At 73.5% G+C, this 14,501-nt stretch carries 15 protein-coding genes and 1 pseudogene; 7 read left to right on the top strand and 9 right to left on the bottom strand.

All coding sequences use genetic code 11. The features are described from left to right. Nucleotides 1-104 precede the first annotated feature (104 nt). From AB0A94_RS21665 to AB0A94_RS21650, 4 genes are all read right to left on the bottom strand, one after another. Complete coding sequence (locus AB0A94_RS21665) at nucleotides 105-938, bottom strand: class II glutamine amidotransferase (RefSeq protein ID WP_361746666.1); 834 nt, start codon at nucleotides 936-938, stop codon at nucleotides 105-107. Nucleotides 939-1,027: 89 nt separating this feature from the next. Next, entirely contained in the window at nucleotides 1,028-2,332 is a 1,305-nt protein-coding gene (locus tag AB0A94_RS21660) for a diacylglycerol kinase family protein (RefSeq protein WP_361746578.1), read from the bottom strand. A gap of 11 nt (nucleotides 2,333-2,343) precedes the next feature. Beyond that, nucleotides 2,344-2,793: a hypothetical protein gene (locus AB0A94_RS21655; RefSeq protein ID WP_361746576.1), complete on the bottom strand. Its 450-nt coding sequence runs from the start codon at nucleotides 2,791-2,793 to the stop codon at nucleotides 2,344-2,346. A gap of 28 nt (nucleotides 2,794-2,821) precedes the next feature. Then, entirely contained in the window at nucleotides 2,822-3,292 is a 471-nt protein-coding gene (locus AB0A94_RS21650; RefSeq protein ID WP_361746574.1) for an SHOCT domain-containing protein, read from the bottom strand. A gap of 172 nt (nucleotides 3,293-3,464) precedes the next feature. Between AB0A94_RS21650 and AB0A94_RS21645 the strand changes: the two genes are divergently transcribed. Next, entirely contained in the window at nucleotides 3,465-4,871 is a 1,407-nt protein-coding gene (locus tag AB0A94_RS21645) for a DUF2252 domain-containing protein (RefSeq protein WP_361746573.1), read from the top strand. Between the two features lie 18 nt (nucleotides 4,872-4,889). Here AB0A94_RS21645 and AB0A94_RS21640 read toward each other — a convergent pair whose 3' ends face one another. From AB0A94_RS21640 to AB0A94_RS21625, 4 genes are all read right to left on the bottom strand, one after another. Continuing rightward, a complete protein-coding gene (locus tag AB0A94_RS21640; protein WP_361746571.1) occupies nucleotides 4,890-5,087 on the bottom strand; it encodes a hypothetical protein in 198 nt (65 codons plus the stop codon). A gap of 109 nt (nucleotides 5,088-5,196) precedes the next feature. Continuing rightward, nucleotides 5,197-5,700 carry a hypothetical protein gene (locus tag AB0A94_RS21635; RefSeq protein ID WP_361746569.1) on the bottom strand — a complete coding sequence of 168 codons (504 nt, stop codon included), beginning with the start codon at nucleotides 5,698-5,700 and terminating at the stop codon, nucleotides 5,197-5,199. Next, on the bottom strand, nucleotides 5,697-7,316 hold the full coding sequence (locus AB0A94_RS21630; RefSeq protein WP_361746566.1) for an MFS transporter: 1,620 nt from the start codon (nucleotides 7,314-7,316) through the stop codon (nucleotides 5,697-5,699). The genes AB0A94_RS21635 and AB0A94_RS21630 overlap by 4 nt, the downstream gene beginning before the upstream one ends. A gap of 13 nt (nucleotides 7,317-7,329) precedes the next feature. After that, entirely contained in the window at nucleotides 7,330-9,999 is a 2,670-nt protein-coding gene (locus tag AB0A94_RS21625) for a LuxR C-terminal-related transcriptional regulator (RefSeq protein ID WP_361746564.1), read from the bottom strand. On the opposite strand from AB0A94_RS21625, the gene AB0A94_RS21620 reads away from it, so the two are divergent. The 4 genes from AB0A94_RS21620 (at nucleotide 9,998) to mmuM (ending at nucleotide 12,882) form a co-directional block, all read left to right on the top strand. Continuing rightward, nucleotides 9,998-10,159 (top strand): hypothetical protein, encoded by a 162-nt coding sequence (locus AB0A94_RS21620; protein ID WP_361746562.1) that lies wholly within the window; start codon nucleotides 9,998-10,000, stop codon nucleotides 10,157-10,159. The two genes, AB0A94_RS21625 and AB0A94_RS21620, sit on opposite strands and share 2 nt — an antisense overlap. A 143-nt stretch (nucleotides 10,160-10,302) precedes the next feature. Further along, a complete protein-coding gene (locus AB0A94_RS21615; RefSeq protein ID WP_361746560.1) occupies nucleotides 10,303-11,184 on the top strand; it encodes an ABC transporter ATP-binding protein in 882 nt (293 codons plus the stop codon). Beyond that, complete coding sequence (locus AB0A94_RS21610) at nucleotides 11,181-11,837, top strand: hypothetical protein (protein WP_361746558.1); 657 nt, start codon at nucleotides 11,181-11,183, stop codon at nucleotides 11,835-11,837. Before AB0A94_RS21615 ends, AB0A94_RS21610 begins: the two co-directional genes overlap by 4 nt. Before the next feature lie 133 nt (nucleotides 11,838-11,970). Continuing rightward, nucleotides 11,971-12,882: a homocysteine S-methyltransferase gene (gene mmuM, locus AB0A94_RS21605; RefSeq protein WP_361746557.1), complete on the top strand. Its 912-nt coding sequence runs from the start codon at nucleotides 11,971-11,973 to the stop codon at nucleotides 12,880-12,882. Here mmuM and AB0A94_RS21600 read toward each other — a convergent pair. Further along, on the bottom strand, nucleotides 12,767-13,396 hold the full coding sequence (locus AB0A94_RS21600; RefSeq protein ID WP_361746556.1) for an ATP-binding protein: 630 nt from the start codon (nucleotides 13,394-13,396) through the stop codon (nucleotides 12,767-12,769). The genes mmuM and AB0A94_RS21600 overlap by 116 nt on opposite strands. Here AB0A94_RS21600 and AB0A94_RS21595 point away from each other — a divergent pair. Both AB0A94_RS21595 and AB0A94_RS21590 read left to right on the top strand, forming a co-directional pair. Next, a pseudogene (locus tag AB0A94_RS21595) lies at nucleotides 13,395-14,213 on the top strand (helix-turn-helix transcriptional regulator). The gene AB0A94_RS21600 and the pseudogene AB0A94_RS21595 overlap by 2 nt on opposite strands. Further along, complete coding sequence (locus tag AB0A94_RS21590) at nucleotides 14,210-14,473, top strand: DUF397 domain-containing protein (RefSeq protein WP_361746555.1); 264 nt, start codon at nucleotides 14,210-14,212, stop codon at nucleotides 14,471-14,473. The pseudogene AB0A94_RS21595 and the gene AB0A94_RS21590 overlap by 4 nt, the downstream one beginning before the upstream one ends. The last annotated feature ends 28 nt before the right edge of the window (nucleotides 14,474-14,501 follow it).

Genomic DNA, 14,501 nt, shown 5'->3' with positions numbered 1-14,501 from the left:
CCGGCGGCCACGCCCCGCGATCCGATATCAGGCCGCTCGGGGCGAGGACGGCCCGTCGGACCCGGCGGCCCCGGCAACCCGTCACAGCCGTTCCGTCAGGGGCCTCAGGCCGCCAGCGGCGTGAAGGTGTCCATCCGGTCCCCCTCCGGCTGGACGACGCCGTACGTGCCCTCCGGGACCGCGTTCCAGGCGCCGGGCAGGTTGCCCAGGGGTTCGGAGACGATGAGGCGAGCGTCGTCGGACATGTCGCGCAGGAAGGCCAGGTCCGGGTGGAGGGAGCGCAGGGTGTCCACGCGGGTGCTGTAGAACAGCGAGCGCGACTCCTTCTGGCTGGAGTAGCGGAACGCCCACAGGCGCACGCCGTCGGTCACCGAGACCGTCATCTGCAGCGGGAACTCCACGCCGTGCTCGTGGCCGACGCGTTCCACCAGGCCGGCCATCCGGGCGACGGCGCCGGGCGGGTCCTCCGCCAGGCCGAAGGTCAGCGCCAGGTAGAACATCATCTCCGAGTCCGTGGAGCCCTCGACGTACGGGAACAGATCCGGGGCGACGGCCAGCGCGAGGTCGCGCCTGACCAGGTGGAACTCGGCGATCGCCCCGTTGTGCATCCACATCCAGCGGCCGTGCCGGAACGGATGGCAGTTGGTCTGCTGCACCGCCGTGCCGGTCGAGGCCCGGATGTGGGCGAAGAAGAGCGGCGAGACGACGTGCTCGGCGATCTCCCGCAGGTTGCGGTCGCTCCACGCCGGGCCGATGTCCCGGACGACGGCGGGGCTGTCCTTGTGCGACACGTACCAGCCCACGCCGAAGCCGTCGCCGTTGGTCGTCTCGACGCCCATCTTGGAGTGCAGGCTCTGGTCGATCAGTGAGTGGACCGGCTTGTAGAGGATGCTGTCGAGCAGGATGGGGGTGCCCGAATAGGCGAGCCAACGGCACATGTCCACCGCCTTCCCGGTCACGACCGCGACCGTGGCACCACGGTCACGGCCTCGACCGTCGTCTTACGGCCACGACCTCGACCGCCGTCCTACGGACCGTCCTCCCGCCGCCCCCGCGCGAGCCTCGTCACCCGCAGCCAGTCGGGTGCCCCGCTCCCCCGCCGGGTACTCACCGCACCCCGCGGAACGCGCACGCGCAGCGCTCCGGGAGCGGTCCGGCACACCACGGGGGCCGGCAGCAGCACGTGCTCCCCGTCGACACCGGCCGGGACGGTCGGGGTGTCCGCCTCCACGACGAGCTCCCCGGCGGTGAGCCGCAGCAGACCGGCCGCGCGGGGACCGCGGGCCAGCCCCGCGGCCCGCACCGCGCTCTCCACCCGTACACCCAGTACCCCCAGCCGTCCGGAGTCCAGCCGCTCCCTGCGCCCCGGCCGGGACGCGTCGACCGCCCGCCGGTACGGGTTGTTGCTGACGAGCAGGGCCTGCAGCCCGTCCGCCCGGGCCCCGTCCGCCCGCATCCGCAGCCGGGGCGCCGACGGGCCGGACAGCAGCCCGGGCATCATCCGGAGCGTGGTCTGCCGCTTCTCCTCCCGGTACCCGGGCTCGCCCACGACCGCCGCGTACGTGCCGAAGGAGGCGTTGTTGACGAACACCCGGTCCGCGGCGAACCCGAGGTCGACGCGGAGTTCGACGCCGTCCGCCAGGGCGTCCAGGGCCTTCGCCGGGTCGTTCCGGTCGAGCCCGAGGTCGAGCGCGAAGTGGTTGCGGGTGCCGGCCGGGATCACCATGAACGGCACGTCGTGCCGGGCGGCCACCTCCGCCACCAGGGCCTGGGTGCCGTCCCCGCCGGCCACCGCCAGCAGGTCGGCCCCGTCGCGCACGGCGTCCTCGGCGAGCCCGGCCACGTCCTGGTGCCCGTCCCCGAGCAGCACCACCCGGACGCCCGCCGCGCGCGCCCGGTCCGCCAGCCGGAAGCGGTCGACCTTGCCGCCGCCGGAGCGCGGGTTCATCACCGCCCAGGGACGGCCGGGCGGCGGGGCGGACACCGGCTCGGCGCGTCCGGGCGCCACCGCCGTCCGCGCCGCGCCGACGGCCAGCGCCCACAGCGCCAGGGACAGCGCGGCCGGTCCCAGCATCCCGCCCGCGGCGTACAGCGCCAGCACCGTCAGCGGAGCCGCCGCGCACAGCGCCGCGCCGGCGATCCGCACCGCGCCGGAGTGGGCGAGGGTCCACCACAGTCCCACGGCCGCCAGGGCCAGTCCGGCGAGGCCGAGCAGCGCCCAGAGCACGCTGCGCAGACCGGCGGCCACGAACGGGACCAGCACGCCGGCCGCGAGGGCGAGCAGGGCCAGCCGCGCCCACGCCGTGTCCCGCCGGACGCCGGTCCGGGACACGGTGCCGTGGCTCAGTGCTCGGCGCGGGTGCCCGAACGCGGCGCGCACAGTGCCCAGATGATGAACCCGGAGAAGGCGATCATCACGACGGACCAGACCGGGTAGTACGGCAGGGACAGGAAGTTGGCGATGACGAGGAGCCCGGCGATCGTCACGCCGGCGACGCGGGCCCACATGGCTCCCCGGGCCAGGCCGAGGCTGACGAGCACCGCGAGGACGCCGAGCGCCATGTGGATCCAGCCCCAGGCGGTGAGGTCGAACTCGAAGACGTAGTTCCGCGTCGTGACGAAGACGTCGTCCTCGGCGATGCCCATGATGCCCCGGAGGATGTCGAGCACCCCCACGATCATGAGGGTGACGGCGGCGAAGACCGTCAGGCCTTCCGCCCACTGCCGCTTCGCCGACGGCGCGTGCGCGCCGGTCGCGCCGCGTGCGCCGTGTGTCGGGTGTGTCGCTGTCATTGCGGTGCCTCGATTCGGTGTCGTGCGGTCAGCGCCCTGCGGACGAAGCGAACGGACCCGCGTGTTCCGCCGGGCCGTGGCCGCTCAGGACCAGTTCCTTCGCCCTGCGGAACTCGTCGTCCGAGATGTCGCCACGGGCCTTGATCTCGGACAGCCGGGCGAGTTCGTCGACGCTGCTGGTGCGGCCGCCGGTGCCCCTGGCGGTCTCGCGGACGTAGCTGTCGAACGCCTCCTGCTGGGCGCGCGCCTGCGCGATCTCGCGGCGCCCCATGTTCTTGCCGCGGGCGATCACGTAGACGAAGACGCCCAGGAAGGGCAGGACGACCGTGAAGACCAGCCAGCCGGCCTTGGCCCAGCCGCTCAGGTCGTCGTCGCGGAAGATGTCCATGACGACCCGGAAGAGCAGGACGAACCACATGATCCACAGGAAGAAGACCAGGATGGTCCAGAAGGCGCTCAGCAGCGGATAGTCGTACGCGAGGTACGTCGCACCACTCATCTCATTCCTCCGTTCCGGGCCGCCCGTGCCCGACATGTCATCCGGCCCCGTGCTCAGCGTCCGCTCGACGGGCGCCCACCGCCTCACCCACGACGGGTGATCCGGTCGGGGCGCGGGCGCGGTGGGATGGGCGGCGGGCAGTCTTCGTTCGCGGTGCAGGCGGGAGACAGTGATGGCCGTACCGAGCAGCGCGTTCGGCACCTGCCCCTCCCCGGCCGAGCGGGCCGCGTACGGCAGGGAGGCGCGCGGCCGGGTGCCGCGCTCGTCCCACGGCCGGTTCGAGGCGGCCCAGGACCGGCCGGACCCCGTCGGCGTGATCGAGCGGCAGTCGGCGACCCGGCTGCCCGAACTGGTGCCGGTCCGCCACGGCAGGATGCTCGAGTCCTCCTTCCGGTTCTACCGGGGAGCCGCGGCGATCATGGCGGCGGACCTCGGGGCCGTCCCGGACACCGGCCTGACCGTGCAGCTGTGCGGAGACGCCCACCTGCTCAACTTCCGCCTGCTGGCCTCCCCGGAGCGTCACCTGGTCTTCGACATCAACGACTTCGACGAGACGCACACCGGTCCCTTCGAGTGGGACGTCAAGCGGCTGGCGGCGAGCTTCGCCGTCGCCGGCCGGGCGAACGGCTTCCCGGTCGAGGCGCAGGACGAAACCGTGCGGGCCTGTGTGAAGGCCTACCGCCGGCGCATGCGGGAGTTCGCCGGCATGCGCACCCTCGACATCTGGTACGCGCAGGACGACGCCGACCGGCTGCGGGAGCTGATGTCGTCGTCGACGGACCGCGAGGTCCGGCGCCGCGCCGCCCGGGCGGCGGCACGCGCCCGGACCCGCACCCACCTCCAGGCCTTCGAGAAGCTCACCCGCGTCACGCCCCGCGGGCGGCGCATCGCCCCGGATCCGCCGCTGATCACCCCGCTGCGCGACCTGTCGGCCGACCTCTCCACGGAGGAGAAGGCCCTGCGCGAGGTCCTGGACGGGTACGCGCGCTCGCTGTCGTCGGAGCGCCGGCACCTGCTGGGGCGCTACCACCTGGTCGACGCGGCCCGGAAGGTGGTGGGCGTCGGCAGTGTCGGCACGCGCTGCTGGATCGTGCTCCTGCTCGGCCGGGACGACGACGATCCCCTGCTGCTGCAGGCCAAGGAGGCGCAGGAGTCGGTGCTCGCCCCGCACACGGAGGGCGAGCGGTACGACAACCAGGGCCGCCGGGTCGTGGCGGGTCAGCGGCTGATCCAGACGACCGGCGACATCCTGCTCGGCTGGACGCACGCCGTGGGCCTCGACGGACGCCCCCGGGACTTCTACGTACGGCAGCTGCGCGACTGGAAGGGCATCGCCCGGCCGGAGACCATGGACCCGGGGCTGCTGCGGCTGTTCGCGCGGCTGTGCGGGGCGAGCCTGGCGCGTGCCCACGCCCGTTCCGGCGATCCGGTCGCCATCGCCGCCTACCTGGGGCGCGGCGACCGCTTCGACCGGGCGCTCGCCGGGTTCGCGCAGGACTACGCCGACCGCAACGAGCGGGACTTCGAGGCGCTGGGCGAGGCCGTGCGGTCCGGCCGGGTGCGCGCCGAGAGCCCGTGACCCGGCCGGCCGGGGGTGTCACTCCGGCGTCTGGCGCATCTCCAGGACGCGCAGGCCCAGGGACTGGCAGCGGGCCAGCAGCCCGTACAGGTGCGCCTCGTCGACGACGTGCCCGAACAGCAGGGTCTGGCCGGACATCGTCACGTGGTCGAGCTCCGGAAAAACCTTGATCAGCGGTTCCGAGAGATGTCCTTCCACACGGATCTCGTAGCGCATGAGCCGCTCCCCGGGTGGCCTGGGACGGGCGGGCCGTGCCCGTACCCCGCGATCGTCCGCCGCCGGGCGGCGGCCCGGCTCACCCGGTACAGGTGAGAGGCCGCTCCTCTCAGTGCTTCAGCCAGAGCTTGCACGAGAGGATCACCAGGCCGAGCACGAGGTTCACCGCCGCCGACAGGGCCATCAGGCGCCGGCCGGCGCCGGCCCGGCGGGCGGCCGCCGCCGACCAGCCCACCTGCCCCGCCACGGCGACGGACAGCGCGAACCACTGGGTGGCCTGCACACCGAGGCCGAGCACGGGGCTGACGGCCACGGCGGTCGCAGGCGGCACGGCGGCCTTGACGATCGTCCACTCCTCCCGGCACACCCGCAGCACGACGTGCCGGTCCGGGGTGCGCTGCGCCAGCCGTGCCCCGAACAACTGCGCGTGCACGTGCGCGATCCAGAACACCCCGCCGGTGAGCAACAGCAGCAGCACCATCTCCAGCCGCGGGAACGAGCCGAGCGTGCCGGCCCCGACGATCACCGAGGCCGCGAGCAGGGATCCGTAGACGCCGCCCGTGTAGTCGGCGTGCGCCCGGTGCCCGGCGGCCCGCCCGGTGCCGGACGTCACGGCGTCCTCCGGCCGGTCCCGTTCCGCCCGCCGGTCCTGGTGTGCCCGGGCGGCGGGCCCGGCAGCCGGGGCGTGACCAGGAAGCTCGCGAGGGTGATGCCGCCGGTGGCGAGGACCGCCGCCTTCAGGCCGTCGAGCTGCGCCGACGCGTAGGAGTCCGTCACGGCGTCCACCTCGGACGGCGGCAGCCCGGCGCGGGTGGCCGCCGCGCGCACCTGCTCGGTGGGCACGAAGGTGACCCCGGCCTCCAGGGCGACGCCGACCTGCTGCCGGGCCTCCCGCGACAGCCGGGGGTCGTCCTCCACGTGCGCGGTGAAGGCGTGCGCCAGAGAGCCGACGAGCAGCGATCCGATCAGCGCGGTGCCGAGGGCCGAGCCCAGGTTCTGCGCGGTGTACTGGAGCCCGCCGGCCTCGCTGCGTTCCTCCTCGCCCGCGGCGGACTGGACGACGTTGCCGAGCTGCGAGGCGAACAGGCCCATGCCGACGCCGAGCAGGGCCATCGCCCCGGCGAAGTTCGCGTCGTCGATGACCGGGTCGATGGTGGCCAGCAGCCACAGGACGGCCGCCGCGACGGTGAGCAGGGCCAGCCGGACGACGCGCCGCGGTCCGACCGTGCGCCCCAGCCGGGCCGCGCCCAGCGAGGTCACCAGCATCGTCGCGGACACCGGCAGCAGCCTGAGCCCCGTCTCGAAGGCGTCGAAGCCCTGCACGACCTGGAGGTACAGCGGGATGGTGAAGAACAGCCCCAGCAGGATCAGGTTCTGGCTCACCAGCGACATCAGTCCGGAGCCCAGGGCGGGTCGGCGCAGCAGGGACAGGTGCACCAGCGGCTCGTCGCCGCGCTCGTCCCGGTGCCGCTCCCACCGGTGGAAGAGCGCGAGGACGGCCACTCCGGCCCCGACCACGAACAGCGTCGGCGCGAAACCGAGGACGGTGAAGGGTGGATTGCGCGGTCGCACCCAGCCCCAGGTGCCGCTCTGCAGCACCCCGAGCACCCCGAGGGCCAGGCCCGCCGCGGAGAGCACGGCGCCGACGCCGTCCAGCCGGGGCCGCGCCCCGGTCCTCGGCGCCTCGGTGATCGCGCGGCGCAGGAGGAGGACGGCCAGGACGACCACGACCTCCCCCGCGAAGACCAGCCGCCACGTGAGGTACGTCGTCACCCAGCCGCCCAGCAGGGGGCCCACGGCGATACCGGCACCGGCCAGTCCACCGACGACGCCGTACGCGACGGCCCGGTCGCGGCCCCGGTAGGACTCGGCGACGAGGGCCGCCATGGCGGGCAGCACCAGCGCGGCGCCGAGTCCCTCGACGACCGACCAGCCGAGGAGCAGCACCCACAGGGTGGGCGCCACGGCGGTCAGGGCCGAGCCCGTGGCGTAGACGACGAGCCCGCCGAGGAAGACGCGCCGCCGCCCGAGGATGTCCCCCAGCCGCCCCCCGATGATCATGAAGGCCGCCATGACCAGCGCGTACAGGGTGATGACGGCCTGGATGGCGGTGACCTCGGTGTCGAAGTCGTCGACCAGTTGGCTGATGGAGACGTTCATGACCGAGGTGTCGAGGACCATCAGGAACTGCGCGGTCCCCAGGACGATCAGCGCCCGCCAGTGGGCCATGGCATTCCCTTCGTCACAGCAGGTCCAGTTCGCGGGCGCGGCGCACCGCCTCGTTGCGGCGGTTGACGGACAGCTTCCGGTAGACGCTCTTGAGGTGGGTCTTGACCGTGTTCACCGACACGTACAGGTCGGCGGCGATCTCCTCGGTGGACATCGTCAGGGCCAGGCGGCGCAGGACGTCGCACTCGCGCCCGCTCAGATCCTCGACGACCGGTGGCGGCGGTTCGGGCCGTCGCGGGGAGGGGCGGCCGGTGCCGGGGACGAGCCGGCCGTCCGTCAGCCAGTACGGCGACGCCGTGCCCAGATAGGGCCGGATCCACGGCCCGGCCTCGCGGAAGGGCCGGCGCAGCCGCTCCCGGCGCGCCTCCGCCAGCGCCCGCGCCACGAGTCCGCGCGCGGTCGCGCCGTCCCCCGCCTCGTCCGCCGCCTGCGCCCGCACCAGCGCGGCCCGGACGGTCACCGCGGGACCGGCCCGCCCCTCCGGACGCACCCGGTCGAGCAGCCGTACGGCCGCCGCGGTCCGACCGGTGGCGAGCTGGACCCGCGCGACCCTCACCGCGCACGCCGGCCGATCGTCGGGCACCTCCCGCAGCAGCCCGGCGGCCGTCTCCGTACGGCCCTCGGCGAGATGGGCGGCGGCCGCGACGAGCGCCGTCTCCCCCCGCGCCCACGGCGAGACGACGTCGGCCGGCACCTCCGGTTCCACCGCCTTCAGCGCGGCCCCCGGATCGCCGCGCGCCAGATGCAGGCGCGCGGTCGTCAGCGCCCGTCCGGCCTCCAGTACGGGGTCCCGCATCGCCGGGTGCGAGTCGGCCGACGTGTCGAGCAGGGCCTGGGCCCGCCCCAGTTCGTCGCGGTCCACGGCGACGGCGGCCAGGACGAGCCGCTCGACACCGGAGCCGGACGGCCGGGGCAGCCCGAACCGCTCCGTCTCCAGGAGGGCCTCGCGCGCCTTGCGTTCGGCCCTGCCGAGCCAGCCGTTCAGATAGTCGATCAGGGCGAGCCGGCCCAGCGAGTCCTCGCGCGGGAGTGCCGTGGCCGCGCCCGGGGCACAGTCCGTCACCGTGGACAGGGCGGCCCGGGCCTCCTCGAAGTGCCCGGCCCACAGCCGTGCGGAGCCCAGGTGGTCCAGCAGCAGCGCGCCGAGTTCGGGATGCCGCTCCAGCAGGTCGTCGGGAACCGCCTCCCACAGCCCCTCGGCCGCCCGGACCGCGCTCTCCGCCCGGTCCGGCGCACCGGCCAGCCGGGCGGCGAGGGCCTCCAGCAGGGCGCAGCTCAACCGGGCCGCCGCCGCGCCGTCGTACTCGGCCGGCACCGCCAGCTCCTGTTGCGCGCGGCGCAGATGGACCAGTCCGCCGTCGACCTCGCGCCGGGCCAGCCGGCCGGCCGCCCGCACCAGCTCCGGGGCCGGCCCCGTGTTCTCCCGCCCCATCCGGGAGAACAGCCCGGTCACCACGTCGGAGCGCGGCCCCGTGAAGAACTGGCCGATGGCGAGGTCGTCGACCAGGGCACCGGCGGTGAACTCCCAGTCGTCGGCGGCGGCCCCGTACCCCAGTGCCTCCGGAAGGTGTCCGGACCGCCGCAGCCACTCGGCGGCCCGCCGGTGCAGCCCGGGTTCCAGACCGGGTCGCCACATCCGCAGGTGGGCGCGGAGGATCTCGGCGAACAGGGGGTGGAGCCGGTACAGCCCGTGCCCGAGGTGCTCGACGAAGGCGTTGTCCCGGCTCAGCCGGGCCAGAATGGCCTCGGCGTCGTCCCGTCCCGTGACCGCGTTCGTCAGGCCGGGGCAGAACCGGTCGAGCACGCTCACCCGCAGCAGCAGGTCCTGGGTCTCGGCGTCCTGCCGCTTGAGCACCTCCGCCAGCAGGAAGTCGGCGATCGTGCTGCGGTCCGCCTCGAACTCCTCGAGGTACGCCTCCGGGTCCGGGCTCTGTCCCGCCGCCAGGGCCGAGAGCCGCAGCCCGGCGGCCCACCCCCGGGTGCGCTCCACGAGCGCGCGGACGGCGGCCGGGGGCAGCCGCAGCCCGTGCAGCTCCATCAGCCCGGCGGCCTCGTCCGGGGTGAAGGCCAGCTCCGCGCCCCTGATCTCCGTCAGCTCGCCCGCGGCCCGGTAGCGGTGCAGGGGCAGCAGCGGCTCGGTACGGGTGACGAGGACCAGCCGCAGTCCCGGCCCGGCGTGACGCAGCACGAATTCCAGCTGCCCGGCGATCTCCGGGGAGGTGACCCGGTCGAACTCGTCGAGCACAACGACCACGGGCCGCTCCCGGGCACTCAGCCCGGCGGCGAGCCGGGCCGGCAGGACGGGGCTCACCCGGTTCGCGTCCGCCGGGACACCGATGTCCGCGGGCAGCGGGACACCGACGGTGTGCAGCGCCCGCAGCAGGTACGCCCAGAACATCCCGGGCCCGTCCCCGGCCGCGTCGGTGGTCAGCCAGGCGACCGGCTGCCCGTCCAGCCGCTCCGCCCAGTCCGCGACCAGCAGGGTCTTCCCCGCGCCCGCCGCGCCGTTGACCATGGTCAGCGGCGTCCGCAGGGCCTGGTCGAGATGCCTGGTCAGCCGCTCCCGCCGCAGGTACGTCACCGGGAGCGCGGGCACGGCGAACCGGGTGCGCAGGAACGGGTCCCCGTGTGGGTCGGCGCGTTCGTCCGCAGCGGGCGGGACGTCCTCTTCAAGCCCCGTCATGGCACTCACCGCCCTGTCCGGCTGGGCTTTCTCCCAGCATCCCAGCGCCGGGGCCGAAGGGCGCGCCGTGACCGGTGCCCCGGCGGCCGTACCGGTGGACGGCGGTGGTGCCACCACCGGAGCCGGCCGCGCGCTGGACACGTCGGCACCCGCCGGGTAGACAAGCACCCGAGGCCTCCGGTGGAGACGGTTCTCCTGGTCGGGAACCCGTCCACCAGGGGCTTCATCCGCCTGTCGGCTGCACTGCCGCACTCGCTCGCCAGGCCGGAGGAGCCGGCGCGCAGACCACGTCGAGGAGTCGGGTTGTTACGTTGTGAGGCGGTCGGCAAGCGTCACGGCGGAGGACGGTGGGTCCTGCGCGACGTGAACCTGCGGGTCTCGGCCGGCGACGTCCTCGCGGTCGTGGGCGCCAACGGTTCGGGGAAGTCGACCTTGCTGAGGATCCTCGCCGGACTGTCGCGGCCCACCACCGGGAGCGTGTCGGGCCGGCCACCGCACATCGGTTACGTACCGGACCGCTTCACCGCCCACGACCGCATCTCGGCGATCTCCTATCTCACGCACCTGGGGCGTATCCGTGGTCTGTCGGCCTCCGCCGCCCGCGCCCGGGGCGAGCACCTGCTGGAGCGGCTGGCCCTGGTGGGCGGGCGGAACGCGTCGCTGCGCACGCTCTCGAAGGGCAACGCGCAGAAGGTGGCGCTCGCCCAGGCCCTGCTCGTCCGGCCCGACCTGCTGGTCCTCGACGAACCCTGGTCGGGTCTCGACGTCTCGGCCCACGGTGTCCTCGCCGAGTTCATCGGCGAGGTGGCCGGGCGGGGCGGTGCGGTGGTCTTCACCGACCACCGCGAGGCCATCGCCGAGACGCACGCCAACGGCACCTGCGTCATCCACGACGGCCTGCTCACCCGGCGCGGCGCCCGGCCTGCCCGAAGCCGCGCCTCGACGGTCGAGCTGGTCCTGACCGTGCCGCCCGACGGTGCCGTGCCGGACAAGGTGAACTGGTCCGCGTTGCCGGGTGTGATGGCCACCTCCCGGCGCGACGGAGAGGTCGTCCTGCGGGTGACGCGGGAGCACTCGGACGCCGTACTGCTGACGGCGTTGCGGCACCGGTGGTCGGTGGCCGGCCTGACCGGAGCCGCGGACGGACCCGCTTCCCGGGTCGATGGGAGAAGGCCCGCTCCGTGATCGCCCTGATCCGCTACCTGTCCACGGTCCTGCTGCTCTCCCAGCGCTACCTCGCGCCGCTGCTGCTGTTCCTCGGCCTGGTGGCCGTGCTGACCAGCAGCGACAGCGGGCCGCTCACCGCGACCTACGCCTCGGTGGCCGGGGCCATGCTGCCGTGCTCGGTCTGGCTGACCATGGCACTGACCGGTCTTGAGGACCGGGCGCACCGCTCGATCGTCGCCGTCAGCGCCGGCGGCCATCTGCGCGTCCTGCTCGCGACGGCCGGAACGGCAGCCGTGTGGTGCCTGCTGCTCACGGCCACCGGCCTGGTGCTGCCACTGCTGTCCGGGACCCACGCACCCGGCCTTGCGGACCTGGTACTGGGGACCGTGGCCCAACTCGTCTGCGCCTTCACCGGCATGGCCGTCGGACTGGTCTGCTCACGGCTGGTGTTCCGGCGCCGGGGCCACGCACTCGTCCTCGCCCTGGTGCTCCTGCTGGCCCTTCTCCTGGGCAAGGGCGTCTCCCCGGTCAACATCATGCTCACCCGCCTGCAGAACGCGCCGGACGCGGCGTCCGCGGTGGCGCCCACGAGCGTCCAGCTCACCGTCGCCGCGGGCCTGTTGGCGACCGCGGTGGCCGTCACACAGGCGATCACCCGCAGAAAGGCATGAGCCCCATGGGGGTGCGCCCCCGCCGGTGCGCGCCCGACGATGCCGCGTGCGGCGGACATCACCGCACGGATCAGCACGCCCTCCCGGCCGACGGACCGCAGTGCACGGAACCACCTCGACTAGCGTCGTCGGTATGAGCACCTCTCCCGCCCTCGCCGAGGCACTCGCGGACGGCACGGTCGTCCTCGACGGTGGCATGTCCAACCAGCTCGCGTCGGCCGGACACGACCTGAGCGACGAGCTGTGGTCGGCCCGGCTGCTCGCCGAGGACCCGGAGGCGGTGACGACGGCCCACCTCGCGTACTTCGAGGCGGGCGCGGACGTGGCGATCACGGCGAGCTACCAGGCGACGTTCGAGGGGTTCGCGCGGCGCGGGACCGGCCGGGAGGAGGCCGCCGGTCTGCTGGCCCTGAGCGTGGAGTGCGCCCGTACGGCGGCCCGGCGGGCCCGGGTGACGCGCCCGCTGTGGGTGGCGGCGTCGGTCGGCCCGTACGGCGCGATGCTCGCGGACGGCTCGGAGTACCGGGGCCGGTACGGGCTGGGCGTGACGGAACTGGAGCGCTTCCACCGCCCGCGCATGGAGGTCCTGGCGGGGGCCGCCCCGGACGTACTCGCCCTGGAGACGATCCCCGACACGGACGAGGCAAAGGCCCTGCTGCGTGCGCTGCGCGGCCTGGACGTACCGGCCTGGCTCTCGTACTCGGTGTCCGGCGACCGCACCCGCGCCGGCCAGCCACTGGAGGAGGCCTTCGCACTGGCGGCGCGGGCGGACGAGGTGATCGCGGTCGGCGTGAACTGCTGTACCCCGCAGGACGCGGACCACGCCGTCGCCCTCGCGGCCCGCGTCACCGGCAAACCGGTCGTGGTCTACCCCAACAGCGGTGAGACGTGGGACGCCGGGGCGCGGGCGTGGACCGGCCGGTCGACGTTCAGTGCCGGGCAGGTGAAGGGCTGGCGTGAGGCGGGGGCCCGGCTGATCGGAGGGTGCTGCCGGGTGGGACCGGAGACGATCGCGTCGGTGGCGTCGGTACTGCGGACCCCGTAGCGAACTCGCACCACACGACCTTCCCGGGGGCCCGCTCCCCCACCCCCCACGTGTCCGCCACCCCGGCCACGAGCAGCAGCCCGCGCCCGCCCTCGTCGAGTTCCCCCTGCGGCACGGCGGGCACACCGCCCCCGCTGTCGTGCACCTCGACGCGGACGCCGTCGGTGTACGGCAGGAGGCGCAGGAGGAATCCCCGGCCGGGCGGTACGCCGTGCAGCAGGGCGTTGGTCGCCAATTCACTGACGCACAGCAGCACATCGTCCGTGCGCCCGAGCGCGCCCCAGTCCTCCAGCACCCGGCGCGCGAACGCCCGCGCACCGGGCACGGAGCGACGCTCACGGCCGAAGAAACGCTCCCGTGGGGAGGGGGACGGGATCGGGGGTGAAGTTTCCTGATTCACGGGACGAGAATGACTCTCCGTACCCACCATGGAACAGTCCGCGCACCCGTACGGCCCGTAAGTACGCGTACGCGACAGTGAACGTACGCGCACGGGTGGGGAGTTCGACCTCATGGGCACCACGACACGGCGGAACGCCTCGGCAATGAAGATGGTGGGCGCACTGCTCGCCCTGTACCGCAATGCCGCCGGCCACACCCAGCGCTCGCTGGGCGAACGGTTCGTCATCAGCGAGCAGCAGATCGCGTCGATCGAACAGGGCAGACGGCCGTTGAAGCCGGACCTCGCCGAGCAACTCGACGAACTCCTCTGCACCAAGGGCGCGTTGTCGGTCGCGCTGAGCCGGATGCCCGAAGTGGACCTGGTTCCGCTGTGGGCGGAGGAGTTCCTGGACAGGGAACGGGAGGCCATCGCGATCTCGTCGTACGAGAACCAGGTGCTGCCCGGATTGCTTCAGACGGAGGCGTATGCGTGGGCCGTGTTCCGCAGTCGTGTGCCGTTCTACGACGACGACACAATCGCTCGGCTGACGGCAGCCCGTATGGAACGTCAGGCGATCCTGCGGGGCAGAGAAGCGCCGATCACCTGTTTCGTCATCTGGGAACCGGTGGTACGCGCGCCTATCGGCGGGAAGGACGTCTGGACCGAGTAACTTCGCCACTTGCGAGCATGCTCGGAACTACCCGGCGTCATGATTCAAGTCCTGCCTCTGGACCGGACAAGTCACGCAGGTCTCAACGGCCCGTTCGTGCTGCTGGAGACACCGGAGCACCAGCGACTCGCCTACACGGAGAACCAACGCGGCAGCCAACTGATCGCGGACCCCGATGAGGTGGCGATCCTCACGCAGAAGTGTGCGATGCTGCGGTCACAGGCCCTCACCCCCGAGGACACAAGGGATCTGCTGGACCGTCTTCTAGGAGACCAATGAGTGGCACCGCACTGAGGTGGTTCAAGTCGAGCTACAGCGGCAGCGACGGCGGCAACTGCGTGGAAGTCGCCTACACCTGGCGCAAGTCGAGCTACAGCGGTGATGAAGGCGGCAACTGCCTCGAAGTCGCCACCCACTCCACCGCCATCCACATCCGCGACTCCAAGACCCCGGACGCTCCCCACCTCACCGTCACCCCGAAGGCCTGGGCGGCCTTCCTGTCCGTACCCTCGGAGGACACCGGCCCGGCGTCGGCGTAGAGCGGGATCGCTCCTGTCCAGGAGATCC

Source organism: Streptomyces sp. NPDC044984 (assembly GCF_040646935.1).
Lineage (GTDB): Bacteria > Actinomycetota > Actinomycetes > Streptomycetales > Streptomycetaceae > Streptomyces.
Note: the sequence above shows the minus strand (reverse complement) of the source record. Positions and strands in the feature narration are given on the sequence as shown.